General features: G+C 42.9%; 26 protein-coding genes. 17 read left to right on the plus strand and 9 right to left on the minus strand.

The features are described from left to right. On the plus strand, window positions 1-498 hold the full coding sequence (gene tpx, locus KDW99_RS05415) for a thiol peroxidase (RefSeq protein WP_255828280.1): 498 nt from the start codon (window positions 1-3) through the stop codon (window positions 496-498). Between the two features lie 98 nt (window positions 499-596). Here tpx and panD read toward each other — a convergent pair whose 3' ends face one another. The 4 genes from panD to dapE are packed head-to-tail and all read right to left on the minus strand — an operon-like array spanning window position 597 to window position 2,861. Then, a complete protein-coding gene (panD, locus tag KDW99_RS05420; RefSeq protein WP_255828281.1) occupies window positions 597-977 on the minus strand; it encodes an aspartate 1-decarboxylase in 381 nt (126 codons plus the stop codon). 53 nt (window positions 978-1,030) lie between these two features. Continuing rightward, complete coding sequence (locus tag KDW99_RS05425; protein ID WP_255828282.1) at window positions 1,031-1,405, minus strand: hypothetical protein; 375 nt, start codon at window positions 1,403-1,405, stop codon at window positions 1,031-1,033. A gap of 4 nt (window positions 1,406-1,409) precedes the next feature. Next, complete coding sequence (locus KDW99_RS05430) at window positions 1,410-1,676, minus strand: hypothetical protein (protein WP_255828283.1); 267 nt, start codon at window positions 1,674-1,676, stop codon at window positions 1,410-1,412. Window positions 1,677-1,718: 42 nt separating this feature from the next. Next, a complete protein-coding gene (dapE, locus tag KDW99_RS05435; RefSeq protein ID WP_255828284.1) occupies window positions 1,719-2,861 on the minus strand; it encodes a succinyl-diaminopimelate desuccinylase in 1,143 nt (380 codons plus the stop codon). Between the two features lie 79 nt (window positions 2,862-2,940). Here dapE and KDW99_RS05440 point away from each other — a divergent pair, with 79 nt between their 5' ends. After that, on the plus strand, window positions 2,941-3,138 hold the full coding sequence (locus KDW99_RS05440; protein WP_113917269.1) for a hypothetical protein: 198 nt from the start codon (window positions 2,941-2,943) through the stop codon (window positions 3,136-3,138). Here KDW99_RS05440 and KDW99_RS05445 read toward each other — a convergent pair. The 5 genes from KDW99_RS05445 to map form a co-directional block, all read right to left on the minus strand. Next, window positions 3,135-3,482: an ArsC family reductase gene (locus KDW99_RS05445; protein ID WP_255828285.1), complete on the minus strand. Its 348-nt coding sequence runs from the start codon at window positions 3,480-3,482 to the stop codon at window positions 3,135-3,137. The genes KDW99_RS05440 and KDW99_RS05445 overlap by 4 nt on opposite strands. 61 nt (window positions 3,483-3,543) lie before the next feature. Further along, the gene (gene dapD / locus KDW99_RS05450) at window positions 3,544-4,581 is read right to left on the minus strand and encodes a 2,3,4,5-tetrahydropyridine-2,6-dicarboxylate N-succinyltransferase (RefSeq protein ID WP_255828286.1); all 1,038 of its coding nucleotides are present in this window, start codon (window positions 4,579-4,581) and stop codon (window positions 3,544-3,546) included. Window positions 4,582-4,627: 46 nt separating this feature from the next. Next, complete coding sequence (dapC, locus tag KDW99_RS05455) at window positions 4,628-5,815, minus strand: succinyldiaminopimelate transaminase (RefSeq protein ID WP_255828287.1); 1,188 nt, start codon at window positions 5,813-5,815, stop codon at window positions 4,628-4,630. A gap of 6 nt (window positions 5,816-5,821) precedes the next feature. Then, complete coding sequence (gene glnD / locus KDW99_RS05460) at window positions 5,822-8,515, minus strand: [protein-PII] uridylyltransferase (protein WP_255828288.1); 2,694 nt, start codon at window positions 8,513-8,515, stop codon at window positions 5,822-5,824. A 79-nt stretch (window positions 8,516-8,594) separates the two neighbouring features. Continuing rightward, window positions 8,595-9,452 carry a type I methionyl aminopeptidase gene (gene map, locus KDW99_RS05465; protein ID WP_255828289.1) on the minus strand — a complete coding sequence of 286 codons (858 nt, stop codon included), beginning with the start codon at window positions 9,450-9,452 and terminating at the stop codon, window positions 8,595-8,597. Window positions 9,453-9,784: 332 nt separating this feature from the next. Between map and rpsB the strand changes: the two genes are divergently transcribed. From rpsB to rnhB, 15 genes are all read left to right on the plus strand, one after another. Then, the gene (gene rpsB / locus KDW99_RS05470; protein WP_012068986.1) at window positions 9,785-10,519 is read left to right on the plus strand and encodes a 30S ribosomal protein S2; all 735 of its coding nucleotides are present in this window, start codon (window positions 9,785-9,787) and stop codon (window positions 10,517-10,519) included. 85 nt (window positions 10,520-10,604) lie between these two features. Next, window positions 10,605-11,465, plus strand: coding sequence for a translation elongation factor Ts (tsf, locus tag KDW99_RS05475; protein WP_255828290.1), 861 nt, complete (start codon window positions 10,605-10,607; stop codon window positions 11,463-11,465). Between the two features lie 128 nt (window positions 11,466-11,593). Then, complete coding sequence (gene pyrH, locus KDW99_RS05480; protein WP_113917277.1) at window positions 11,594-12,316, plus strand: UMP kinase; 723 nt, start codon at window positions 11,594-11,596, stop codon at window positions 12,314-12,316. Window positions 12,317-12,323: 7 nt separating this feature from the next. Continuing rightward, entirely contained in the window at window positions 12,324-12,881 is a 558-nt protein-coding gene (gene frr / locus KDW99_RS05485; RefSeq protein WP_255828291.1) for a ribosome recycling factor, read from the plus strand. 49 nt (window positions 12,882-12,930) lie between these two features. Continuing rightward, window positions 12,931-13,662 carry a polyprenyl diphosphate synthase gene (gene uppS, locus KDW99_RS05490; protein WP_255828292.1) on the plus strand — a complete coding sequence of 244 codons (732 nt, stop codon included), beginning with the start codon at window positions 12,931-12,933 and terminating at the stop codon, window positions 13,660-13,662. A gap of 2 nt (window positions 13,663-13,664) precedes the next feature. Next, on the plus strand, window positions 13,665-14,468 hold the full coding sequence (locus KDW99_RS05495) for a phosphatidate cytidylyltransferase (protein WP_255828293.1): 804 nt from the start codon (window positions 13,665-13,667) through the stop codon (window positions 14,466-14,468). Then, window positions 14,468-15,643 (plus strand): 1-deoxy-D-xylulose-5-phosphate reductoisomerase, encoded by a 1,176-nt coding sequence (ispC, locus tag KDW99_RS05500; RefSeq protein ID WP_255829257.1) that lies wholly within the window; start codon window positions 14,468-14,470, stop codon window positions 15,641-15,643. The genes KDW99_RS05495 and ispC overlap by 1 nt, the downstream gene beginning before the upstream one ends. Beyond that, window positions 15,640-16,986: an RIP metalloprotease RseP gene (gene rseP / locus KDW99_RS05505; protein ID WP_255828294.1), complete on the plus strand. Its 1,347-nt coding sequence runs from the start codon at window positions 15,640-15,642 to the stop codon at window positions 16,984-16,986. The genes ispC and rseP overlap by 4 nt, the downstream gene beginning before the upstream one ends. Then, on the plus strand, window positions 16,967-19,309 hold the full coding sequence (bamA, locus tag KDW99_RS05510; RefSeq protein WP_370646883.1) for an outer membrane protein assembly factor BamA: 2,343 nt from the start codon (window positions 16,967-16,969) through the stop codon (window positions 19,307-19,309). The genes rseP and bamA overlap by 20 nt, the downstream gene beginning before the upstream one ends. A 31-nt stretch (window positions 19,310-19,340) precedes the next feature. Then, window positions 19,341-19,835, plus strand: coding sequence for an OmpH family outer membrane protein (locus tag KDW99_RS05515; RefSeq protein WP_255828296.1), 495 nt, complete (start codon window positions 19,341-19,343; stop codon window positions 19,833-19,835). A gap of 3 nt (window positions 19,836-19,838) precedes the next feature. Then, entirely contained in the window at window positions 19,839-20,876 is a 1,038-nt protein-coding gene (gene lpxD / locus KDW99_RS05520) for a UDP-3-O-(3-hydroxymyristoyl)glucosamine N-acyltransferase (protein WP_255828297.1), read from the plus strand. After that, window positions 20,877-21,314 (plus strand): 3-hydroxyacyl-ACP dehydratase FabZ, encoded by a 438-nt coding sequence (gene fabZ / locus KDW99_RS05525; protein WP_255828298.1) that lies wholly within the window; start codon window positions 20,877-20,879, stop codon window positions 21,312-21,314. It begins immediately after the preceding gene. After that, complete coding sequence (gene lpxA / locus KDW99_RS05530; protein ID WP_255828299.1) at window positions 21,314-22,090, plus strand: acyl-ACP--UDP-N-acetylglucosamine O-acyltransferase; 777 nt, start codon at window positions 21,314-21,316, stop codon at window positions 22,088-22,090. Before fabZ ends, lpxA begins: the two co-directional genes overlap by 1 nt. Window positions 22,091-22,154: 64 nt before the next feature. Next, entirely contained in the window at window positions 22,155-23,312 is a 1,158-nt protein-coding gene (gene lpxB / locus KDW99_RS05535; RefSeq protein WP_255828300.1) for a lipid-A-disaccharide synthase, read from the plus strand. Beyond that, window positions 23,312-23,911, plus strand: a complete 600-nt coding sequence (gene rnhB, locus KDW99_RS05540) for a ribonuclease HII (RefSeq protein ID WP_255829258.1) — start codon at window positions 23,312-23,314, stop codon at window positions 23,909-23,911. Before lpxB ends, rnhB begins: the two co-directional genes overlap by 1 nt. Window positions 23,912-23,915 lie beyond the last annotated feature (4 nt).

Consider the following 23,915-nt stretch of genomic DNA (forward strand, 5'->3'; position numbering starts at 1 on the left):
ATGGCAACTGTAACATTAAAAGGTAACTCTTTTGAGACAGTAGGTTCCCTTCCTGCAGTGGGTTCTGTCGCGCCAGCGTTTGAGCTTGTCAAAACGGATTTGTCTGTCGCTACATTGGCGGATTATGAAGGCGCTAAATTGGTGCTAAATATCTTTCCTTCTGTTGATACGCCAACTTGTGCAACATCTGTGCGTAAATTCAATGAGTCCGCAGCGTCACTAAAAGGTGTTAACGTCATTTGTGTGTCGGCTGACTTGCCTTTTGCTGCAGCGCGTTTTTGTGGTGCTGAGGGTATCGATAATGTTGATACAGGATCTACTTTCCGTTCAACATTTGGCGCTGATTACGGCCTTGCTTTTGCAACGGGACCTCTTACTGGTCTTTTGTCTCGTGCTGTTGTGGTATTGGATGAAAAGGGTTCTGTAATTTACACAGAACAAGTTGCTGAAACGGCTGATGAGCCTGATTACGAAGCGGCTTTGGCTGTATTATCGTAATTTGATAATGATAAAAAAGGCCGCTTCTGAGTTGATCGGAAGCGGCCTTTTTTTGTCTTTGTAAAAAAGTTTTGGCTCTTAAATCCAGAAAGTCTGGTCTAGTCTTTTTGCATAGCAATAGTGTTGGTTGTTCTTTCTACACTGTTGTCTTTGTTTAGGTAGACTAATTTGGGCTTGAATTCATCGGCTTGAGCTTCATCCATTTGACCATAAGCGGCAATGATGACTCGATCGCCCACTTGTACTTTTCTAGCGGCAGCGCCATTCATAGAAATAGTGCCTGAGCCTGACTCGGCTAAGATTACGTACGTATGAAAGCGTTCGCCATTGTCGACGTTGTAGATATCGATTTGTTCAAACTCTCGAAAGCCAGCGAGTTCTACAAGGTCCTTATCTATGGCGCAGGAGCCGTCATACCAAAGCTCCGCTTGGGTAACGCTAGCCATGTGTAGTTTGCCTTTAAGAAGTGTAATTTGCATGTGTTGGGTCTCTATAATTGTTTCTGTGTAGCGTGTTTACGTTTATGGCGCCTTTAGTTCCAGATGAACGGGCCTTCTTCATGGCTATTAATTCGCCACCATTGGTCTGGGTCTTGGTTGCCTTCTTCTTCCCATCCTTGAAAGTTGCAACGCACTTCGCAATTTAGGGATTTGAATGCTTGCTTGGCACAAGTGATATCGTCTTCCCAAGGGGTTTTATCTGAGTCGAACCAGATAGAGGTGAAGCGCTTGCCCGCTGCCTGCTCTAAAATAGTCACCTCAATTTCGTGATCATTTGATGCTAAGGTTAATTTTGAGCAGAGTGCCGAAGGGCTGCTTTTTTTGACTAGAGTAAAGGTGTTTTCTAGCCAGGAAATGATGTTTTCTGTCGGGCAGGACAATACATATATTTCAATGTCGGCTTGCATCGTTCTAATCCTTCTTTTTAATCATGTGGTAAATTCTGAGGACGCTCATTGATAAATAGCCAATGAGCGTCCATAGCACGCCGCAACCCGCAAGTATCAGTCCAAATAATGCCATGATCTCTTGAGCTAGAGACTCAACAACAACACGATCTGCCACCATAAGTACCAAAACGCCAAAGACGAAAATTAATCCGCCTTGTATCATCTTGATTAAAGCAGCTCTAGGGTTATTGCCCAGCTTCATGGCTAGTTTATGTATGGCATTCTTCATTTGGGTGTTGGTTTATACTCTCACGGATTACTTTATTTTGGGCTATTTTGTAGTAAAAAGATTCTCAAGTATTCGGGCATAAACCACTGAAAGTTGGTTTATGCTCTCGGCGTCGACGCATTCGTTAATTTGATGGATTGTCGCGTTAATCGGACCAAGTTCGACAACCTGCGTACCCATTTTGGCAATGAACCGGCCATCGGAAGTGCCACCTGAAGTGGATAATTCGGGAGTGATATTGACCGTTGATTGAACGGCGTCAACTATCGCATCTACTAATTCGCCAGGGCGAGTTAAAAAAGGTAGGCCATTGTATGTCCACTCAATATCGTAGCGTAAATTATGTTTGTCCAAAATTTCAAGAACGCGAATTTTGAGTGCATCAAAGTCTAGCTCAGAAGAGAAGCGGAAATTAAATTGAGCGTTTAATTTGCCCGGAACAACATTGGTAGCACCTGTTCCTGAGTGAATATTCGAAACTTGGAAACTGGTCGGTGGGAAAAAGTCATTGCCATCATCCCAATGCGCGCTTGCCATTTCAGTAAGCGCTGGTGCCGCTAAATGAATTGGGTTTTCTGCTAGGTGTGGATAAGCAACATGACCTTGTTTACCGTAAACGGTTAGGTCACCGCTGAATGAGCCTCGACGGCCATTTTTGATAATATCACCCAGTGTTTTGGTGCTTGAAGGTTCGCCAACGATACACCAGTCTACTTTTTCGTTGCGTGCCATTAAGGCATCAACGACTCTAGTGGTGCCATCAACGAAAGGGCCTTCTTCGTCGCTGGTGATCAAAAAAGAGATTTGACCTTGGTGGTCTGGGTGCTTGGCAACAAAATCTTCCACTGCCGTTACCATGGCGGCAAGGCTGCCTTTCATGTCGGCCGCGCCACGACCGAACAGCATACCGTCTACAATGGCCGGGGCAAATGGTGGGACTTTCCACTCGGCTTCTGGGCCAGTTGGCACGACATCAGTATGTCCTGCAAAACATAGATTAGGGCCAGTATTACCGCGCTTTGCGTAAAAGTTTTTAACTTCCCCAAAAGGCATGTATTCGATTTCAAAACCAATGTTTTTTAATCGCTCTATCATCAGATCTTGGCAGCCTGCATCTTCTGGGGTCACAGAAGGGCGTGAAATAAGATCCATGGCAAGTTTTAGTGTAGGAGACAAGTCAGACATTCTTTACCTTTGTGTTGGTTTTCGCTACCTTATGGAAGATTCTGTTACTATAACAGGAGATTCAAATAAAGGTGGGGTTATGAAGTTAGGTGTTGTTGTTTTTTTGGGTTTGATTTCCGCTGGTTGTAGCCTATTTCAGCAACCTGTCATTCAGGAGTCCTATTTTGTGCCAGTTATCCGTTCAGATAACTCATCTTCTGGCTACACGCCAACCGTAACGCCTATGTCGCAGCAGCGACGAGAACAGCCTCGCATTTATACTCCAGTTCTTCGTTAGAGTAATTGCTGAGCATACTCTTCAGGGTTAAACCCTAAATATATTTCGTTATCGGCCGCCACTAAGAGTGGGCGTTTAATAATGGATGTGTTTGAGAGCATAGTATTGACAGCATTATTGTTGTCCATTGTGCTCTTTGTTTCTTCGTCCAGTTTGCGCCAAGTCGTTCCACGTTTATTGATTACGTTTTCCCAACCTAGCTTATCGACCCATTCTTTTGCTGTGGCTTCGTCTAGACCTTGTTTTTTGTAGTCATGGAAGCTGTATTCCACGTTGTTTTCATCTAGCCAGCGAAAAGCTTTTTTCATGGTATCGCAGTTTTTGATGCCAAATACTTTAATCATATTGTGTTCTCCTAATACGCCATTTTGCTGTTTAATCAAAATGGCGTTTTTGGACTTACTATTAGTTATGAGCGTGCAGTGCTTCGTTCAGTTCAATAGCCGTTTTATTGGTTTTGCATTCAATTGCGCCTGTCGCAGAATTGCGGCGGAACAATAGATCAGATTGACCAGAAAGTTCACGGGCTTTTACAGTGGAAACAACTTGGTTGTTTTCATCAAGAACAGCAACTTTAGAGCCTGCAGTAATATAAAGGCCTGACTCAACGATACAGCGATCACCAAGGCCAATACCTATACCGGCATTCGCACCGATCAAACATTTTTCGCCAACAGCGATGACAATGTTGCCGCCGCCAGACAGGGTTCCCATAGTAGAGCAGCCGCCGCCAAGGTCAGAACCGTTACCTACAACAACACCAGCAGAAATACGACCTTCGACCATGCTGTTACCAAGCGTTCCTGCATTGAAGTTAACAAAGCCTTCGTGCATAACCGTTGTGCCTTCTGCTAGGTGTGCACCTAAACGAACACGTGCTGCATCGCCAACGCGGATGCCTGTAGGGACAATGAAGTTTAGCATTTTAGGGAATTTATCAACGCTGAATACTTCGATGGTACGTCCTTCCATACGGGCGCTTAATTGGCGATCAGCAAGTTCACGAACGTCGATAGGGCCTTCGCTTGTCCATGCGGTATTGATTAATAGGCCAAACATGCCATCCAGCACAGTGTTGTGAGGTGTAACTAAACGATGCGAGATTAGTTGAAGCTTTAGGTAAACTTCAGCTGGGCTTGTTGGTGCTTCATCCGTTGCTAGAACGCAAAGAATAACAGGCTTAGTAGAGGCTTTGAGGCGAGAGGCTAATTCTGCTTGTTCGATATTGCCTGCTTTTAGAAGGCTCATGTGCAAGCGGTTTAGATCGCTTTCATCTAACACTAGCGTACTGTTACCGCCTTCGTAGTTTGTGCTTTCTAAAAGTGCATCTAGGGTGCTTTTTTCTACGTTTAGGCTTGGCGCTGAGTAGAATACTTCTAGCCAGTTGCCTTCTTTGTTTTGTGATCCGATACCAAGACCGAACGCGAAAATTGTATTACTCATGTGATTCTCCAACTGAGTTATCTGTCTAAAGGGGGTTGCTAAGGGGTTATCTGCGACTGAGGAAGTCTCTAATTCTTTTAGCTGCCTCAACGCATTCAGATTCTTCTGCGACTAGTGCCATGCGTACATGGTGGCTACCAGGGTTAATGCCTTCTACTGCACGTCCTAAATAGCTGCCTGGCAGTACTAAAACCGATTCTTCCTGATACAAAGCAGTACAGAACTCTTCATCGCTCATGCTGAGTTCTGGCCAAAGGTAAAAACCGGCTTCAGGTTTAGATATTGGCATAATAGGAGATAATATTTCTAAAACTGAATCAAATTTACGTGTGTAAATCTCACGATTTTTAATGACATGTTCTTCGTCGTTCCAAGCGGCAACCGAAGCATCTTGGTGATGAATTGGCATCGCGCAGCCTTGGTAGGTTCGGTATAGAAGAAATGGCTTGAGGATAGTGGCATCGCCAGCAACAAAGCCAGATCGAAGGCCTGGTAAGTTAGAGCGTTTTGATAGGGATTGGAAGATTAGGCAGTGTTTATAATCTTTATGTCCCAATATATCACAGGCTTCTAATAATCCTAATGGGGCTTGATCGCCAAAATAAATTTCGGAATAACATTCGTCAGCGACAATAGTAAAGTTAAAGGTTTTGGCTTTCTCTATTAGGTAAGCGTATTCCTCTAATGTTGTGATACTGCCGCTAGGGTTGTTAGGGGAGCAAACGAATAAAACTTCACAGCGCTGCCAAGTAGCGTCATCGACAAGTTGATAATCTACTTTGTAGTTAGTTTCTGACCCGCAAGGTAAAAAGTGCAGGTCGGCTCCCGCAAGAATGCCAGCACCTTCGTAAATTTGGTAAAAGGGGTTTGGGCTAACAACGAGAGGGTTTTGCTTTTCTCCAACCAGTGTTTGGGTAATGGCGAACAGGGCTTCTCTTGTTCCTGTTACAGGTAGTATTTCTGTATCAGGGTCGAGTTTTTCCAAATGGAAGCGACGTTTTGCCCATTTGCTAATGGCGTCTCTTAGTGGGGGTTCGCCTTTGGTGCTTGGGTACTTGCTCACACCACCAAGGCTATTGGCTAGTGTTTCAAGGACGATGGCTGGAGCATCATGTTGCGGCTCTCCAATCGTTAGTTTGATCAGCGGCTTTTCTGGGTTTGGAGTCAACCCTTCTATAAGCTCTGCAAGCTTTTGGAAAGGGTATGGGTGCAAAGAATGTATAAGAGGGTTCATTGGTCTTTAGTCCATCGCTTGAGAAAAACGGTCTATTTTCTCTTTTAAAAGGGTGCAAATTTTATTCATGGTTTCAGGGTCTGTAATAAGGTCACCATTTTCTTCGGTGATGTAGAAGGTATCTTCTACGCGCTCTCCTAGCGTGGCAATCTTTGCCTTATGAAGCATGATGTTCTGATTCATAAAAAACTGTCCCACCAAGGCTAGTAAGCCGGGTCTGTCTGGGGCGGTTATCTCAAGAGCTGACCAAACTTCTTCTGGTTGGCTGACAAAGTGAGCTGTCGATGGAGAGTTGAATATTTTTAAAATTCTCGGTGTGTGACGTTGAACAACACTTTCATAAAGAGATGGGGTTTCCAGTTGTTCCATCAATGTTTTACGAATAAGAGTGATGCGTTCTTTATCTAGGTGTAGGTTTGTATCGCTGTCGTTGCTGTCCATAACAACAAAGCTGTCTAAGCTGTAGTTGTTCGTGGTGTGGCTTATTTTGGCATCTAAAATAGTAAGGCCAAGCTGCTCAAACGTCGCGGCTGTCACTGCAAACAGGTGCTTACTGATTAAGGTATAGATGAAAATTTTGCTGGCACCTGAGAAGTTTCGACCGCCTAATGGTGTGATGGCGATTAATGGCTTATCACTGGGTCTGTGGCGCAAAATGGCTTCGGTATTCCAAGCAATTTCGTCGCCGTTTGAGCGAATAAAGTACTCGTCTTCTATGGTTTCCCAAATTGTTTCGGCTTCCATTATGTCTACATTACGCTCGATCATAATTTCCAGAGCGCGTTGTTTGTGCTCGTCACTTATCATGTCAGCATCAATTGGAAAGTCCAAGCCACGGCGAAGTGCGCGTTTGGTTTCTAAATACAGCTGGCGCATAAGAGAGGCCCGCCAACTGTTCCACATCGTTGGGTTGGTTGCGTTGATGTCGGCAACAGTAAGTATAAATAAATAATCTAAGCGTTCTTGATCTTTTACGTAGCTGGCAAACTCCCAAATAACTTCTGGATCAGAGATGTCTTTGCGTTGCGCAGTTACTGACATGAATAGGTGGTTTCTTACTAGCCAAACGACAAGGTCGGTGTCTTGCTTTGACAGTCCGTGGCGCTCGCAAAAAGCTTGTGCATCAACGCAGCCTAGCTCTGAGTGGTCGCCACCTCGGCCTTTCGCTATGTCATGGTATAAGCCAGCTATGTACAGGAGCTCAACTTTCGCAACGTGACGGATGGCCTGTGCAGAAATAGGGAATTTTTGCTTAAATTCTGGGAGCCAGAGGCGGCGTAAGTTTTCGACTAGCTGTAGTGTGTGTGCATCAACTGTATAAATATGAAACAAGTCGTGCTGCATTTGTCCAATGATTGCCCCAAACTCGGGTAAATATCGGCCAAGTAGTCCTAGGTGTTTCATCGATCTTAAAATGCTGGTGAGTCGATAACGACTGGCTATTATATCGAGGAATAGATCGGTATTTACTTTGTTGTTTCTATAGTCGTCATCAATAAGGTCTAGGCTATCGCGAAGTTGTCGCATTGTGTTGGCGCGAATGCCTTTTATGTTTTCGTGAGCGCCAAATAAAACGTACAACTCCAGCATGCTGGAAGGTGTGTCGTTGAACAGTGTCGCAGAGCGAGCTTCAAGTTGGCCGTTGGCAATTTGAAAGTGATCATTAATGACTTCTACCGTATTAATCGCATCTTTGGCTAAAAAAGACTCTTCAAAGTGTTGGAGGAGCAAGTCGTTAAGTTGTTGAATTGCGGCAACGCTTTGATAATAGCCTTGCATGAAGCGTTCAACGTTTCGCTTCAGGTCATCATCGTCAAATCCAAATAATTTGGTTAGGGTGCGTTGATGGTCAAAAAGTAGTCGATCTTCTTTGCGTCCTGCGACCATGTGTAGAGCCCAGCGAACTCTCCAAAGGTGACTAACAGCGCCTTTTAGTTGTATGTATTCATCTTCCGATAAAAACTCTTTTTCGATGAGGGCGCTAAGTCTATGGGTGTGTAAGTGACGTTTAGCAACCCAGTCGATGACTTGCATATCCCTTAGGCCGCCAGGACATTCTTTTAGGTTGGGTTCTAAGTTGTATGCTGTGTTTTGATATTTTGCGTGGCGCTGTTTTTGCTCGGCTAATTTAGCTTGGTAAAAAGAGTGGCCATCCCACATCTGAGATATATCAACGTGAAGTTTTAGTGTGGCTAATAAGTTAATTGGTCCGATGAGTGTGCGTGACTCAATTAAGTTAGTGATGACGGTAATGTCTTTGGCTGCCATCTCTGTGCATTCATCAATGGTGCGGACGCTATGGCCGACATCTAAATTGATGTCCCAAAGAAAGGTAATAAAAGCTTCAAGTTTATCTTTTGGTGCAGATGTTTCATTCTCTATTAAAATCAATAGGTCAATATCAGATTTAGGGTGCAATTCTCCGCGGCCATATCCACCAACGGCAACAAGGCTGACATGAGCTTCGTTATCTAATCCCTTCGATATCCATGCGGCTTGCATGATTTCGTCGTAGAAACAGGAAAGGCCTTTAACGAGTTTTTCAATGGGATACAGAGAGTGAAAAAGATCATTATAGCTGTAGGTTTTTTCTTCAATGATGGCTTTGTAATGTGAAACAGAGCAGTTTGCTTTTGCTAGCTCGTGTTTCTCTTCCTGTGTCAGAAGTGGCGGAGCGTCTGGAAAAGCAGGGAAGTCCATACAATAGCCTCGAAGAATAAGTGATTGTTAAGTGTGCGTGCAAAAGATTGTTAAACTATTCTTAAGAAATGCGCCCCTCTTAAGAGAAGCGCGTTTCCTCTGGTCGACGGGTAAGCACTTCAACCCCCTCAGCAGTGACAAGGAGAGTATGTTCATATTGAGCGGATAAGCGGCCATCTTTGGTTTTAGCTATCCAATTATCTGGACCGGTGTGTTTAACTTGTTTTTTACCCGCATTAATCATTGGCTCTATAGTAAGAGTCATTCCTTCTTCTAGCATAACGCCAGTGCCAGCTTTACCGTAATGAGCGACTTGTGGTTCGCCGTGAAATGTCGTTCCAACACCGTGGCCGCAATATTCTTCCACAACTGTGTAATGGTGTTTGTGTGCATGGGCGGAAATAGCGGCGCCGATATCGCCAAGACGTGTGCCTGGTTTCACCATGTCGATAGCAAGGTAGAGACACTCTTGAGTGATTTTTGCTAAGCGCTCTGCATGAGGTAGAGCTGGGCCTGCGAAAAACATTTTACTGGTGTCACCGTAATACCCATCTTTTATAATGGTAATGTCGATATTGACTACATCACCTTTTTTTAGTGCTTTATCGTTTGGGATGCCGTGACAGATAACATCATTAACAGAGGTGCAGCAAGACTTAGGGAAGCCATGGTAGTTTAAGGGGGCGGGGATTGCGCCTTGCACTTCGATAATGTAGTTGTGGGCAATAATGTCTAGCTGCTCTGTCGTTGCGCCTGGAACAACAAATTCTTCTAGCATAACCAGCACGTCAGCAGCCAGTTTGCCTGCCGTACGCATACCTTCTATATCGCTAATATCTGTAAAGCGAGTCGACGCTGGGCGTGGTGTCCAGCTAGGTGCTTCTATTCGACCATTTTTGGTCAGCTCTTCAATTTTCTGTAGGGTTTCGTTGCTCATAATTCACATGTCTTAAATAGGTTTATATCTGGGTCGATAATATCGTTGCGGGACATTCTACATGACTTGAGCGGCAGAATCGCCTCTCTAATTGAAAAAAACGTGTCTCTGATGGTGTGTAAAAAATACGTTCAAGTCTTTTGGTTTTTGCCTGAATGTGGTATAAAACGCCGGCTTGTTAGGCTTGTGCCTAAAATAAGCTAATTAACTTAAATCAACGATCTTGCCGCTACTAAAGAAAGTGTCTTGGGTGTCTTAGGTTGCCTTAAACCTTATTTGACTGACGCTTTTAGCTGGTAAGCATAAATAACCCAAATATAAAGGATAGTAAAATGCCTACAGTTTCTATGCGCGACCTATTATTGGTTGGTTCACACTTTGGTCACCAAACTCGTTACTGGAACCCAAAAATGAAGCCTTTCATTTTTGGTGCTCGTAACAAGATCCACATCATTAACCTTGAGCACACTGTTCCAGCTCTTAACAATGCTCTAGAGCTTGTTAAAAAAATGGCTGAAAACAAGAACAAGGTTTTGTTTGTTGGTACTAAGCGTGCTGCGTCTAAAACGATTAAAGAGCAAGCTGCTCGCTCTGGTATGCCATACGTTAACCACCGTTGGTTAGGTGGTATGTTGACTAACTACAAAACTATTCGTGCATCTATCAAGCGTCTTCGTGAACTTGAAACTCAAATGTCCGATGGTACTTTCGATAAGCTGACTAAAAAAGAAGCTTTGATGCGTACTCGTGAGCTTGAAAAACTAGAGCTTTCTATGGGTGGTATCAAGGATATGGGCGGCCTTCCTGATGTATTGTTCGTAGTTGACGTTGATCATGAGCGTATCGCAATTAAAGAAGCAAACAAATTAGGTATTCCTGTTATCGGTATCGTTGATACTAACAGTAATCCAGATGGTGTTGATTACATCATCCCAGCTAACGATGATGCGATTCGTGCAGTTCAATTGTACGTTGGCGCTTTTGCTGATGCGGTTCTTGAAGGTCGTAATGCGACTGCTGGCACTGCTGACGAATTCGTTGAAGTAAGCGAAGCTACTGAAGCGTAAGCAAACTTTCTAGTTTGTTCTGGTTTCTAAAGGGAGGTTTCTTACCTCCTTTTTTAAATTTGAATTGGTATAAAGAGGATTTAACATGGCCGCAGTATCTGCAGCATTGGTAAAAGAGTTACGTGATCGTACTGGCCTAGGCATGATGGAGTGTAAGAAAGCACTTGTCGCTGCTGACGCTGACATCGAAGTGGCTATCGAAGAACTACGTAAATCAAGTGGCATGAAAGCAGCTAAAAAAGCGGGCCGTACTGCAGCTGAAGGTACAATCATTATGCGTGTAGCTGATGATTCATCTTACGGTGTCTTGGTTGAAGTTAACTCTGAAACTGACTTCGCTTCTCGTGACGAAGGTTTTATTTCTTTCGCTAATAAAGTAGCTGACGTTGTTTTTGCAACGAAAGAAACTGACATGGCGAAAGTAATTTCAGGCGAAATGCTTGAAGCTCGTGAAGCTTTGGTCCAAAAAATTGGTGAAAACATCACACCTCGTCGTGCTGTTATCATCGAGGGTGGCTTAGTAGGTGGTTACCTTCACGGTAATGGCCAAATCGCTGTATTGACTCAGCTTGAAGGTGGTTCTGCGGAACTGGCTAAAGATGTTTCTATGCACGTTGCCGCTGTATCTCCTCGCGTTGTTCGCGGTGAAGATATGCCTGCTGAAGTTCTTGCAAAAGAAGAAGAGATTGTTCGTGCGCAGCCAGACATGGCTGGTAAACCAGCAGAAATCGTTGATAAAATGATTGTTGGTCGTATGAAGAAGTTCTTGGCTGAAAACAGCTTAACTGAACAGCCTTTTGTTAAGAACCCAGAAATCAAAGTTGGTCAGTTAGTAAAAGACGCTGGCGCAACGGTAGCTTCATTCATTCGCCTTGAAGTAGGTGAAGGTATTGAAGTTGCTGAAGTGGATTTTGCAGCAGAAGTAGCAGCACAACTTAAAGGTTAATTCCTAGTTGTAATGTCTTGCAAAAAAAGGGGCAGCTTGACTGCCCCTTTTTATGAAAGACAAGTACATGAGTGTCGGCTACATTAGCCTCAATTACTCAAGATATGAAATCATTGCCGGAGGTTGATATGCCAAAAGAAAAGAGTCCAAAATACAAAAGAATTTTGCTTAAGCTGAGCGGCGAAGCCTTGATGGGGGATGAGTCCTTTGGTATCGATCCTAAAGTGTTGAATCGTATTGCCCTAGAGATTGGGCAGTTGCGCGGTATAGGGGTTGAGGTTGGTATCGTTATTGGTGGTGGTAATTTGTTCCGCGGTCAGGCGTTAAGTCAGGCTGGTATGGATCGTGTTACTGGTGACCATATGGGGATGTTGGCAACGGTAATGAATGCGTTGGCTATGCGTGATGCGTTAGAGCGTGCAAATATTGCAACTCGTGTGATGTCAGCAATCACAATGACTGGTATCGTTGAGCCTTATGATAGACGTCGTGCCATGCGCTTGATGAAAGAAGGTGATGTGCTCATTTTCTCTGCTGGTACTGGCAACCCTTTCTTTACGACTGACTCTGCTGCTTGTTTGCGCGGTATTGAGATTGATGCGGATGTCGTACTGAAAGCAACGAAAGTAGACGGTGTTTACTCCGCAGATCCAATGAAAGATCCTGCTGCGGTGAAATATGATACATTGGGCTACGATGAAGTTCTTGAAAAACAATTAGGTGTCATGGACTTAACAGCAATATGTTTGACCCGTGATCACAGTATGCCAATACGCGTATTTAATATGAATAAGCCGGGAGCCTTGGTAAATATCATGGTTGGTGGCAGTGAAGGTACACTGATTAAGTGAGGAAGTTATGATTAACGAAATTCTTAAAGATGCAGAAGACCGTATGGGCAAAGCTGTTGCTTCTGTAGAGTCTGCATTCAAAAAAATCCGTACAGGCCGTGCGCACCCTAGTATTCTAGATTCAGTTAAAGTGAACTATTACGGTTCTGAAACACCGTTAAGCCAAGTGGCCAACATTACCGTTGAAGACGCACGAACTTTGGGGGTTTCCCCTTGGGAAAATAACTTAGTCCCTGAAATTGAAAAAGCCATTATGAAATCTGATCTTGGCTTAAACCCAGCGACTAATGGCAATCTAATACGAATTCCTATGCCTGCGCTAACTGAAGAGACTCGTAAGAATTACTTCAAACAAGCAAAGAACGAAGCTGAAAATGGCCGTATTGCTATTCGTAATATTCGCCGTGATGCTAACGGAAGTTTGAAAGACCTAGTGAAAGAAAAAGAGATTTCTGAAGACGACGATCGTCGTGGACAGGATCAGGTTCAGAAAATTACGGACAAGCATGTTGCGCTAGTTGAAGAGCGTCTTGCGGCAAAAGAAAAAGACTTGATGGAAATTTAATGAAGAAGGCGAGCCTCGGCTCGCTTTTTTTATTGACTAGGGTAACGCTATGTCTGAATTGGATGGCGCTGATCTTAATTCAGCTGTCGTTCCAGCTCATATTGCCATCATTATGGATGGTAATAATCGCTGGGCAAATAAAAAACATCTTCCGAGTATTGCTGGTCATACAGCAGGGGCGTCAGCTGTGCGACGTGTGGTTGAGGCCGCTGCTAGGTCTGATGTTAAGGTGTTGACGTTGTTCGCTTTTTCTAGTGAAAACTGGAAACGTCCTAAGCTAGAAGTCGATGGCTTAATGACATTGTTTATGCGTTCTTTGAAAAAAGAGTTTAAGCGATTAAATGAACACAAAATTAGACTTAGAGTGATAGGCGATCTTTCAAGCTTTAGTAGTGGTTTGCAAAAGCAAATCAAGAATGTCGAAGATGCAACAAAAGACAATGACCAGATGACTTTGGTGATTGCAGCCAATTACGGTGGTCGATGGGATATCGCTCAAGCGACAAAAGCGATCGCAGAGCGTGTTGCGTTAGGTGAGCTTTCTCCAGAAAATATTGATGAAGAGTTGTTGGGTGAGCATATGCAGTTGGCAGACTTGCCGGCGCCTGATCTTTTGATTCGAACCTCGGGGGAAGAGCGAATTAGCAACTTTTTATTGTGGCAAACAGCCTACTCTGAATTTGTTTTTCTTCCGGTGTTATGGCCGGACTTTGGTCAAAAACATTTTGATGAGGCTATTCAAACTTATCAAAACCGTCAACGACGTTATGGTGGTCGATAACCATGTTACTCCCTAGAATTTTTAGTGCCATTGTCATGGCTGTATTGTTTATTTTTGCTGTTTTTGTACTTGAAGCCTCTAATTTTATTTTTGCTATGGGGGTTGTTGTATTTTTAGCAGGCTGGGAATGGGCTCGTCTATCTGGTTTAGTTAATCAGGCCTCTCGTATTCTGTTTGCTGCTTTTATTGGTTGTGTCTGTTTTGTCGTATTGAATTATGACTTGCAAAAAGCATCGCTTTATTTGAGCCCTTTGTTGTGGGTCTTGGCATTATATTGGGTGATTCGTTATCCAGCGCCACTTATTTGGCGTCATAGTTTTAGTCGTTTGTTGTTTGGCGTCTTGGTGTTAGTGACAACTTGGTCGGCCTTGGTGGTATTGAAGCAATCAAATAACTTTGTTGTTTGGGTGTTGCTTCTGATGGGGTTGATCTGGGGGGCTGATTCAGGTGCTTATTTTGCAGGGCGAGCCTTTGGTAAAAGGAAATTGGCGCGTTTTGTTAGTCCTGGTAAGTCATGGGAAGGCGTAATGGGTGGCTTAGTGCTAACTCAAATTGGTGTGGCTATTTTTGCTGTATTGAATGATTTTACGCTATCTCATTGGTGTATTTTAGCTGGCATTGCGTTAATTACATCGTCTGTTTCTGTCTTGGGTGACTTGACGGAAAGTTTGTTTAAACGTCATGAAGATTTGAAAGATTCTAGCCATCTTATTCCTGGACATGGTGGCGTTATGGATAGAGTTGATAGTTTGGTTGCTGCGGCTCCCATTTATGTTTTATTACTAAGTTTGGCTGGATGGCTTTGATGCAAGGTATTTGCTTGTTAGGTGCGACTGGGTCGATAGGTCAAAGTACTTTAGATATTATTGCTCAGCACCCAGACAAATTTGCTTTAATTAGTGCATCGGCCAATGAAAGTGTCGATAAAATGGCAGAAATATGTCGCCGCTTCAAGCCTCAACGTGTCGTGATGGGGTCGCAAAAGGCGCGCGATGAATTGGCTGGAATGTGTCCGGGCATGGCTATTTCGTTTGAGTGGGGGGAGATGGCTTTAGATAGTATCGCTGCTGACTCTGCTGTTGATCAGGTAATGGCTGCCATTATGGGGTTTGCTGGTCTTAAGCCTACTTTGGCGGGTATTCGTGCTGGTAAGAGAACTTTGTTAGCCAATAAAGAGTCCTTAGTTACTGCCGGTAAGCTTTTTATGGACGAAGTGGCTCGTCATGATGTTATGCTTTTGCCAATAGACAGTGAACATAATGCGATCTATCAGAGCTTGCCTCAAACTGATCGTGGAGCGCATAAGCAAGATGTTTCCAAGGTGATTTTGACTGCTTCTGGTGGGCCTTTTAGAACCTGGTCTCTTGATGATATGGCGACCGTGACACCAGAGCAGGCATGCAAGCATCCTAACTGGTCAATGGGGCAGAAAATATCTATAGATTCTGCTTCCTTGATGAACAAAGGTTTGGAGTTGATCGAGGCTTGCTGGTTATTCGATGTTACGCCTAGTGAAGTGGATGTTGTGGTTCATCCAGAAAGTATCATTCATTCTATGGTGTCCTACCTTGATGGCTCAGTAATTGCTCAGATGGGCAATCCGGATATGAAAATTCCAATTGCTTATGGTATGAGCTGGCCAAAACGCATAAAAACGAGCGTTCCACCATTGAGTTTAGTTGATATTGCGCGTTTGAATTTTGAATCCCCAGATTTAGTACGTTTTCCTAATTTAAAATTGGCGGCTGATTCCTGGTTTATGGGTGGGACGGCTATGGCGGTTTTGAATGCTGCAAATGAAATTGCTGTGGCTGCTTTTTTGAATCAACAGATTGGCTTTCTGGACATTGCAAAGCTAAATGAGCGGGTTTTGATGGCGGCGAATGTCGTTGTTGTGAATGACCTTGATGATGTTTTTGAGGCGGATCGATATTCTCGTCAATTGGCACTGGATATGATTTCTAGCGGTAATTTTTCATGATACAGAATATTCTCTCTATTGTTGTTGCCTTAGGCTTGTTGATTACTTTTCATGAGTTTGGACATTTTTTTGTCGCTCGTCGTTGCGGTGTCAAAGTGCTGCGCTTCTCTGTTGGTTTTGGAAAGCCAATTTATCGTTATGTTGGCAAAACCGGTACAGAATATACATTGGCAATGATTCCACTTGGTGGTTACGTCCGAATGCTTGATGAGCGCGAAGGAAATGTTCCTGCTGAGTTGAGAAATCAGGCTTTTAATACAAAAAATGTTTGGCAGCGCATTGCTATTGTGGCCGCAGGCCCTATTGCTAACTTTATTTTAGCGATTGCTATTTATGCCTTAGTGGCTTTACTTGGCGTGCAATCTATAGCACCAAAAATTGGCCAAATTGAAAAAAATTCTCCTATTGCTCAAACGCAAATTCAGCCCGGTGACGAGCTTGTTTCTCTTGCTGATGAGTCTGTTGCTTCATGGGAAGATGTAAATTTAGTGTTAGCAGGCTTGATAGGAAAAACAGGAACTATTACCGTTCGTTATCAGCCCGATGGTATGAGTTCTTTACAGGAAGATACTATACAGCTTAATCGGTGGTTGGTTGGCGATGAACCAAGCAATCTGATTCGTGCTTTTGGTTTATCCCCATGGCAGCCGACAGTGGTTCCTATTATTGCTCAGGTTGTGGATGATGGCGCTGGATCTGTGGCTGGTTTTCAGGTTGGAGATGAAATTTTAAGTATAAACAATCGACCGGTATCTAGCTGGCAGCAAGTTGTTTCAGTGGTTCAAGCAAGCCCTAGTGGGGAGCTTGCTGTTGAAGTGTTGCGCTCACAAAATGTTGTTAAATTATTATTGTTGCCTAAATCTACTGAACAAAATGGCAAGACGATAGGGTATGCTGGATTGGCCGTTGTTCCACCTAAGTGGGATGACGATCTTATTAGAGAGCGCCATTATGGTCCGATTGAGTCGCTTTCTTATGGTGTTGCGCAAACCTCTAAGATGATATCTTTAACTGTTTCTTCTATTGGGAAAATGGTACAGGGGTTGATTTCTGTTGATAATTTATCCGGCCCAATAACTATTGCTAAAGTGGCGAGTGCGTCAGCAGACTCAGGGTTACAATCGTTTTTGAAGTTCATGGCTTACCTCAGTGTTAGTTTGGGGGTGCTTAATTTGTTGCCTATTCCAATGTTAGATGGTGGGCATTTGTTATTTTTTGGTATTGAAGCTATTCGTCGAAAGCCAGTCTCTGAAAAAATTCAGAATATGGCGTATCGAGTTGGTGCTTCTCTTTTATTTGCTTTAATGGCCGTTGCCATTTTTAATGATATTGCCCGCTTGTAGAGAGGTAGATGTGAAAGTCGTTTCAGCAGTATTTTTGGCTTTAATAAGCGTGCAAAGTTTTGCAAAAGATGTAGAGGATGTTCGAATTGATGGCTTGGTGCAAATGCCATCGTCCAGAGCATTTGATGTTATCGGCTTTGATAAGAATGAGTCCTATGACTCAAATAAGGTTTATCAGGCGATTAATTCTCTTTTTAATACGGGCTATTTTAGTGACATAGATGTATATGAAGAAAGTAACGTCTTGGTGTTTGATGTAGAGGAGCGTCCTTCGATAGGCAACTTGACTATCGAAGGTAATGAGCTGATCAAAACAGAAGATTTAGAGCGCGGATTAAAGTTATCGGGCTTAGAAGTAGGTGAGATTTACAAACCTGAGACGCTAAATCAAATAGTTCAAGAGCTTCAGCGTCAATATTATGCGCTTGGCCGTTATAGTGCCAAAGTGGATATTGTAGTCGAGGATATGCCTCGTAATCGTGCTGGAATCGTCATTAAAATTGACGAAGGCGATACGGCTAAAATCGTTCATATGAATATTGTTGGTAATAAAGCTTTTGATGAAGAGACACTGACGAAAGACTTTGAATCCAGTGAAACAGGGTCTTGGAATCCTTTTAGTTCTGCTGACGAATACGCTAAAGGTAAGATTGATGGTGATATCAATACTCTTAAGAGCTTTTATTTAGATCATGGTTATTTAGATTTTAACGTGGTTTCTAGCCAGGTAAGTTTGTCGGCCGATAAGCGTGACGTTTATATTGTTATTAATGTCGAAGAAGGCAAGCCTTATAATATTAATAACGTTTCGTTGAGTGGCAGTTTGCCCATTTCTGAAGACTTGGTTTGGAAACAGATTTCTCAGCAAAAAGGCGATGTTTTTTCTCGTAGTGATGTAACCAAAGTAATTGAAGGCATTTCAACCGTGCTAGGGGATGAAGGCTATCTGTTTACTAACGTTAATGTGATTCCAGAGAAGTTAGATAATCATACTGTTAACCTTAGTTATCAAATCGCTCCAGGTCCTAAAGTATACGTTCGTCGTATTACTTTTAGTGGTAACAGCGAAACACAAGATGAAGTGTTACGTCGTGAGATGACTCAGTTTGAAGGGGCTTTGGCTACGCATTCTAAAATTCAGGCGTCTAAGCGTCGAATAGAGCGATTAGGCTTCTTTAGTAGTGTTGACCTTCGTACGCGGCCTGTGGCTGGAACCTCTGACCAGGTTGACCTTGATGTTGTTGTGCAGGAACAAGCTTCAGGTAGTATTCAGGCTAGTATCGGCTACTCACAAGAAGATGGTACGGTGCTAGGCTTTGGTATTTCTAAGCGTAACTTTTTAGGTACGGGTAATAAGTTGTCGTTTAATGCCTCACGTACTAACCAAACACAAGATTATGCCATTAGTTATGACAACCCTTACTTCACAGTGGATGGCGTTAGTCGAGGCTTTCAGATTTTCTATAAAACCAGTGATCATGCGGATGATGATGTAGAAGATTACGATCTAGATGAAATTGGTGCCGGTGTTAGTTATGGTTATCCTATTTCAGATACGCAGCGCTTGTCGTTTGGCATGACGGTTAAAGAAACGACAGTGAAGTTGGGTTATGACCCATCTGATGAAACAGGTGATTATGTTAAAAGCAATGGTGATAACTACGATGATGTTATTGCCAGTTTAACATGGAGTGATAATGATCTCGTTGGTGGTGTGTTACCAACAAATGGATATTCGACGAAAGCCACATTGGAAGTTGCTCTTCCTGTTGGGGATCAACAGTATGCCAAATTAGGGTTGTCCTCTCAGCGTTACTGGAACTTAAATGGATCAGATTTATGGCTGTTCCGCCTGAAAGGTCGTTTAGGTTATGGTACAGGGTATGGGGATTCTGATGTTTTGCCTTTCTTCGAAAACTATTTCGCGGGTGGATCCTATTCGGTACGAGGTTACGGTGCCTCTTCACTAGGCCCAAAAAACTCCTACACAAACTCGTCGAATTCGCCATCGGCCTTGGGGGGGAATATCCTTATGACGGGAACGGCTGAGCTTATTTTTCCAATGCCCATGGTGGAAGATCATAAGTCGGTCAGAACGGCATTATTCCTCGATGGTGGTAACGTTTTTACAGATACCTGTCTTGCGGGTAACACCGAATGTAATGAAGGTGTAGATCCTGCTGAAATTCGCTTTAGTCTTGGTTTAAGTTGGACATGGATTACGCCGATTGCCCCTCTGTCATTTAATTTCGCACGTCCTTTGAATTCAAGAAGCGGCGATAAAACAGACTTTTTCCAGTTTCAGCTGGGAACAACTTTTTAATTTAAAAAACATTATTTAATAGGATTTTAAAATGAAAAAGCTCATAACAGTAATTTTTACACTATGCTTTTTTGGTAGCGTGCAAGCGACTGAGGTGGCTGTAGTAGATTTTAGAGCAGCACTTTTGCAAAGTAATATTGGTCAAGATGCTGCCAAAGATCCAAAGCAAAAAGTGGCCTCGATGGATGCTCGTTTGAAAAAAGAACAGGAAAAGCTTGAAGCTTCTGCAAAAGATTTGAAGCGTGATGAATTAACGCTCTCCGAAGAGGAATTTAAAAAGCGTCGTCAGCAATTGGCAGAGCAACAAAATCAAGTGCGTGGTATGGCTGCCAATATGCAGCGTCAAGCTAAAGAACTAGAACAGCAATTAATACAGTCTCTGACACCACAAGGTGAAGCAGCCCTGAAATCTTTGATAGAAGAGCGAAAATTAGATTTGGTATTAAATAGACAATTAAGTTTGTATGCTAATGCGGACGCAGATATTACTGATGAGCTAGTGAAACGTATTAATAAGGACAATTAACCTATGAGTTATACGCTAGGGCAATTAGCCGCCAAAGTACAAGGGATTGTAAAGGGGGATGCTAATCTAGTGATAGATAAATTAGGAACGTTGGAAAAAGCGACTCGAAATGAATTGAGTTTTTTAGCGAATCCCAAATACCAGAGTTTACTTGAAGTTACCTCGGCAGGTGCAGTTCTGGTCAAGACTGAAGAGTTAGCTAAATTAGTCAATAACGCTATTGTTGTTTCAAACCCTTATTTGGCATTTGCTCAGCTATCACATATTTTTGTACCGGCAACACATAATTGGTCTGGTATTCATCAAAGTGCCGTAGTCTCCTTAAAAGCAACGTTATCTGAAAATGTGGTTATTGCCCCTAATGTTGTTATTGACGACGATGTCGTTATTGCAGAGGACTGTGTTATCGGTGCTGGTTGCGTTATTGGTCGAGGTGTTAAAATAGGCCAAGGTTCTCGCATATACCCTAACGTCACCCTTTACCATAATGTAGAAATTGGAGCGGCGTGTATTATTCATAGCGGAGCAGTTATTGGTGCTGATGGATTTGGTTTTGCTCCTAACAATGGCTCTTGGGAAAAGATTGATCAACTAGGTTCAGTGGTTATTGGCGACAATGTTGAGATTGGAGCCAGTACAACAATTGACCGTGGCGCTATAGAAAATACGCAAATAGGTCAGGGTGTTAAAATAGATAATCAAGTTCAAATTGCTCATAACGTTATAATTGGGGATAATACAGCTATCGCAGCATCTACGGCGATTGCTGGAAGTACTAAAATTGGCTCTATGTGTACGATTTCAGGCGGTGTTTGTATTGCAGGCCATTTGGAGCTTACTGATAAAGTTCATATTACTGGTATGAGTATGATTAGTAATTCGATCTCAGAAGCTGGGTCTTACTCTTCTGGGATGGGGATGGAACCAACCGGAAAATGGCGCAGGACAGTAGCTCGAGTTAGAAGAATAGATGATATGGCAAAGCAGTTTGCACAACTGAAACAACAGGTTAATAAGTTTTTAGAGAAGGTTGATAAATAAATGATGGACGTAAATGAAATCCGCCAATACTTACCTCACAGGTATCCGTTTCTATTGGTGGATCGTGTTGTTGAACTGAATTTGAAAGAGTCCATTATTGCTTATAAAAACGTCACGATTAATGAGCCATTTTTTAATGGTCATTTTCCAGATCATCCAGTAATGCCTGGAGTTTTGATTATCGAGGCTATGGCTCAAGCAGCAGGAATACTGGGCTTTAAAACAATGGATAAAAAGCCAGAAGATGGTTCTATCTATTATTTTGTAGGCTCTGATAAACTTCGCTTTAAGCGTCCGGTTGTCCCTGGTGATCGATTGCAGCTTGAAGCGAAAATTGTTACTGAAAAACGTGGAATTTGGAAATTTGAGTGTAGAGCAACGGTTGACGGTGAGTTAGCTTGTTCTGCAACTATTCTGTGTGCTGACAGGAAGATATAGTGGCGATACATCCAACTACTTTGATCGATTCGAAAGCCGAGGTTGACTCCAGTGTGGAGATTGGTCCTTTTTGTGTGATCGGACCGAATGTGAAAATTGGTGCTGATAGTGTTATTAAATCCCACGTTGTGATTAATGGTCACACAACGATTGGTTCTAATAATGAAATTTATCAGTTTGCTTCTGTCGGAGAGGCAAACCAAGATAAAAAGTATAAGGGTGAACCAACACAGCTTGTAATTGGTGATAACAATGTGATCCGTGAGAATGCAACGATTCATCGTGGCACAGTTCAGGATAATGGTATTACTCTAATTGGTAATAACAACTTGTTTATGGCAAGTACGCATGTTGGTCATGACTGTATTGTTGGCGATAATAATATATTAGCTAACTTTGCAGCGCTTGCTGGGCATGTGACGGTTGGCGATTTTGTTATTCTTGGCGGTTATACTGGGATTCATCAGTTTTGCCAAGTGAACTCTTTTAGTATGTGCGGCATGGGATCAATGGTTGCTAAGGATGTGCCTCGGTATGTCATGGTTTCCGGTACTCCAGCTAAAGCACACGGAATGAACTTTGAAGGCATGCGTCGTCGAGGCGTGCCATCAGATGTTATTCGAGCATTGCGCACTGCATATAAGACGGTATATCTAAAAGGTTTAACATTAGAAGCTGCACTGTTAGAGCTTGAGCAAGGGGATATGATCCATATTCCTGAAGTAGCAGAGTATGTTTTATCAATTCGGCATTCAAAACGTGGAATTGTCCGATAGGCATCATGTTTTAAAAGAAAACCCCGGACTATTTCGGGGTTTTTTATTATCAGAGGTTGTATAAATGCAAGTGACGTCTAAGGCACGTTATGTGTTGGTGGCTGGTGAGGCTTCGGGTGATATTTTGGGCGCAAACTTAATTGCTCATTTAAAAATGTTACAACCAGATGCAATTTTTGAGGGTGTTGGTGGCCCATTGATGGAAGCACAAGGCTTCAAAAGTGTCGTCCCAATGGATAGATTATCTGTTATGGGGTTGGTAGAGGTCTTGGGCCGCCTTAGAGAGCTTTTGGGTATTCGCAAACGTCTATATCAGTCTTGTTTAAAAAATCCACCTACTGCTTTTATTGGTATTGATTCGCCTGATTTTAATATGCCGCTTGCGAGAAAGCTAAAACAAGCAGGCATACCAACTGTTCACTATGTCAGCCCGTCTGTTTGGGCGTGGCGCCAAAAACGAATCTTTAATATCAAAAAATCTGTCGATCTGATGCTGGCACTGTTTCCTTTTGAATTGCCAATTTATCATGAACACAATATTCCTGTAGTGTGTGTCGGTCATACACTTGCAGATGATATTCCTCTTGATAGTGATGTAACGGAAGCAAGAAAAACACTGGATTTAGATCATGTTAAGGGGCCTGTTTTTGGTATATTACCTGGCTCCCGTGAGGGGGAAGTGTCTCGTTTAGCGCCATTGTTTATTGAAACAGCGAAGCTGATTAAGCAAAAAGAGCCCAATGCGACTTTCTTGATTCCTGCCTCAAATAAAGAGAGACGCGCTCAAATAGAAGCGATTCTACAAGAAACTAACGCTGAGGCGATATTGGTTGATGGGCAATCCCGTACAGTGATGGCAGCATCGGATGCTATTTTACTGGCATCTGGTACGGCTGCATTAGAAGCTATGCTTGTGAAGCGACCAATGGTTGTATCATATCGAGTTAATAAATTAACTTATGCCATCATGTCTAGAATGATCAAAGTACCTTATGTCTCTTTGCCTAATTTGCTAGCTAATGAAGCATTAGTTCCAGAGCTACTGCAAGATGCTGCGACACCAGATAATTTGGCGACGCGTTTGATACAAACTTGGCGATCTTTCATTACGGATAAAAACATTCAGACCAAGTATCTAGACTTGCATACTATGTTACGAAAAAATGCAGGCGCCCAAGCCGCACAAGCTATTGTTACTATGCTTGAAGGAAAAGGGAAGTGATGGAGCCTTTTGTTAGTCAGATATATTTTGGTGATTTGCTAGCAGGTACCGATGAGGCTGGGCGAGGTCCTTTAGCTGGTGAGGTTGTTGCAGCAGCTGTGATTCTAGATCCTGCTCGTCCTATCCTTGGCTTGGCGGATTCTAAAAAATTAACAGAGAAAAAACGTGAAGCTCTTTACACTGAGATAATAGATAAAGCGTTAGCTTACGGTATTGCCTGTGCAACGATTGAAGAAATTGATGAAATAAATATTTTACATGCCAGTATGTTGGCAATGTCTCGTGCTGTTGCTTTACTTTCCTTAGTGCCTGAGCATGTATTGGTTGACGGTAATCGTATACCGCCAAATTTGCCTTGTTCAGCGGAGGCCGTGGTGAAAGGCGATGCTCGGCAGGCAGCCATATCTGCTGCCTCCATTTTGGCGAAAGTTACCCGTGATAGAGATATTGTAAAAGCCGCAGAGATTTACCCAGAATACGGGTTTGAAAAACATAAAGGTTATCCTACTGCTTTGCACCTAGAAGCGATTCGGTTGCATGGTATCACGCCGATTCACCGACGAAGTTTTGGCCCAGTTAAAAAGATTTTAGAGGGATAATATT

This window comes from Marinomonas rhizomae, from assembly GCF_024397855.1.
Lineage (GTDB): Bacteria > Pseudomonadota > Gammaproteobacteria > Pseudomonadales > Marinomonadaceae > Marinomonas > Marinomonas rhizomae_A.

Excerpts from the sequence above, each read along its gene's own strand:
- tpx (WP_255828280.1), top strand. The coding sequence starts at position 1 with ATGGCAACTGTAACATTAAAAGGTAACTCTTTTGAGACAGTAGGTTCC.
- panD (WP_255828281.1), bottom strand. The coding sequence starts at position 977 with ATGCAAATTACACTTCTTAAAGGCAAACTACACATGGCTAGCGTTACC.
- KDW99_RS05425 (WP_255828282.1), bottom strand. The coding sequence starts at position 1,405 with ATGCAAGCCGACATTGAAATATATGTATTGTCCTGCCCGACAGAAAAC.
- KDW99_RS05430 (WP_255828283.1), bottom strand. The coding sequence starts at position 1,676 with ATGAAGAATGCCATACATAAACTAGCCATGAAGCTGGGCAATAACCCT.
- dapE (WP_255828284.1), bottom strand. The coding sequence starts at position 2,861 with ATGTCTGACTTGTCTCCTACACTAAAACTTGCCATGGATCTTATTTCA.
- KDW99_RS05440 (WP_113917269.1), top strand. The coding sequence starts at position 2,941 with ATGAAGTTAGGTGTTGTTGTTTTTTTGGGTTTGATTTCCGCTGGTTGT.
- KDW99_RS05445 (WP_255828285.1), bottom strand. The coding sequence starts at position 3,482 with ATGATTAAAGTATTTGGCATCAAAAACTGCGATACCATGAAAAAAGCT.
- dapD (WP_255828286.1), bottom strand. The coding sequence starts at position 4,581 with ATGAGTAATACAATTTTCGCGTTCGGTCTTGGTATCGGATCACAAAAC.
- dapC (WP_255828287.1), bottom strand. The coding sequence starts at position 5,815 with ATGAACCCTCTTATACATTCTTTGCACCCATACCCTTTCCAAAAGCTT.
- glnD (WP_255828288.1), bottom strand. The coding sequence starts at position 8,515 with ATGGACTTCCCTGCTTTTCCAGACGCTCCGCCACTTCTGACACAGGAA.
- map (WP_255828289.1), bottom strand. The coding sequence starts at position 9,452 with ATGAGCAACGAAACCCTACAGAAAATTGAAGAGCTGACCAAAAATGGT.
- rpsB (WP_012068986.1), top strand. The coding sequence starts at position 9,785 with ATGCCTACAGTTTCTATGCGCGACCTATTATTGGTTGGTTCACACTTT.
- tsf (WP_255828290.1), top strand. The coding sequence starts at position 10,605 with ATGGCCGCAGTATCTGCAGCATTGGTAAAAGAGTTACGTGATCGTACT.
- pyrH (WP_113917277.1), top strand. The coding sequence starts at position 11,594 with ATGCCAAAAGAAAAGAGTCCAAAATACAAAAGAATTTTGCTTAAGCTG.
- frr (WP_255828291.1), top strand. The coding sequence starts at position 12,324 with ATGATTAACGAAATTCTTAAAGATGCAGAAGACCGTATGGGCAAAGCT.
- uppS (WP_255828292.1), top strand. The coding sequence starts at position 12,931 with ATGTCTGAATTGGATGGCGCTGATCTTAATTCAGCTGTCGTTCCAGCT.
- KDW99_RS05495 (WP_255828293.1), top strand. The coding sequence starts at position 13,665 with ATGTTACTCCCTAGAATTTTTAGTGCCATTGTCATGGCTGTATTGTTT.
- ispC (WP_255829257.1), top strand. The coding sequence starts at position 14,468 with ATGCAAGGTATTTGCTTGTTAGGTGCGACTGGGTCGATAGGTCAAAGT.
- rseP (WP_255828294.1), top strand. The coding sequence starts at position 15,640 with ATGATACAGAATATTCTCTCTATTGTTGTTGCCTTAGGCTTGTTGATT.
- bamA (WP_370646883.1), top strand. The coding sequence starts at position 16,967 with ATGATATTGCCCGCTTGTAGAGAGGTAGATGTGAAAGTCGTTTCAGCA.
- KDW99_RS05515 (WP_255828296.1), top strand. The coding sequence starts at position 19,341 with ATGAAAAAGCTCATAACAGTAATTTTTACACTATGCTTTTTTGGTAGC.
- lpxD (WP_255828297.1), top strand. The coding sequence starts at position 19,839 with ATGAGTTATACGCTAGGGCAATTAGCCGCCAAAGTACAAGGGATTGTA.
- fabZ (WP_255828298.1), top strand. The coding sequence starts at position 20,877 with ATGATGGACGTAAATGAAATCCGCCAATACTTACCTCACAGGTATCCG.
- lpxB (WP_255828300.1), top strand. The coding sequence starts at position 22,155 with ATGCAAGTGACGTCTAAGGCACGTTATGTGTTGGTGGCTGGTGAGGCT.
- rnhB (WP_255829258.1), top strand. The coding sequence starts at position 23,312 with ATGGAGCCTTTTGTTAGTCAGATATATTTTGGTGATTTGCTAGCAGGT.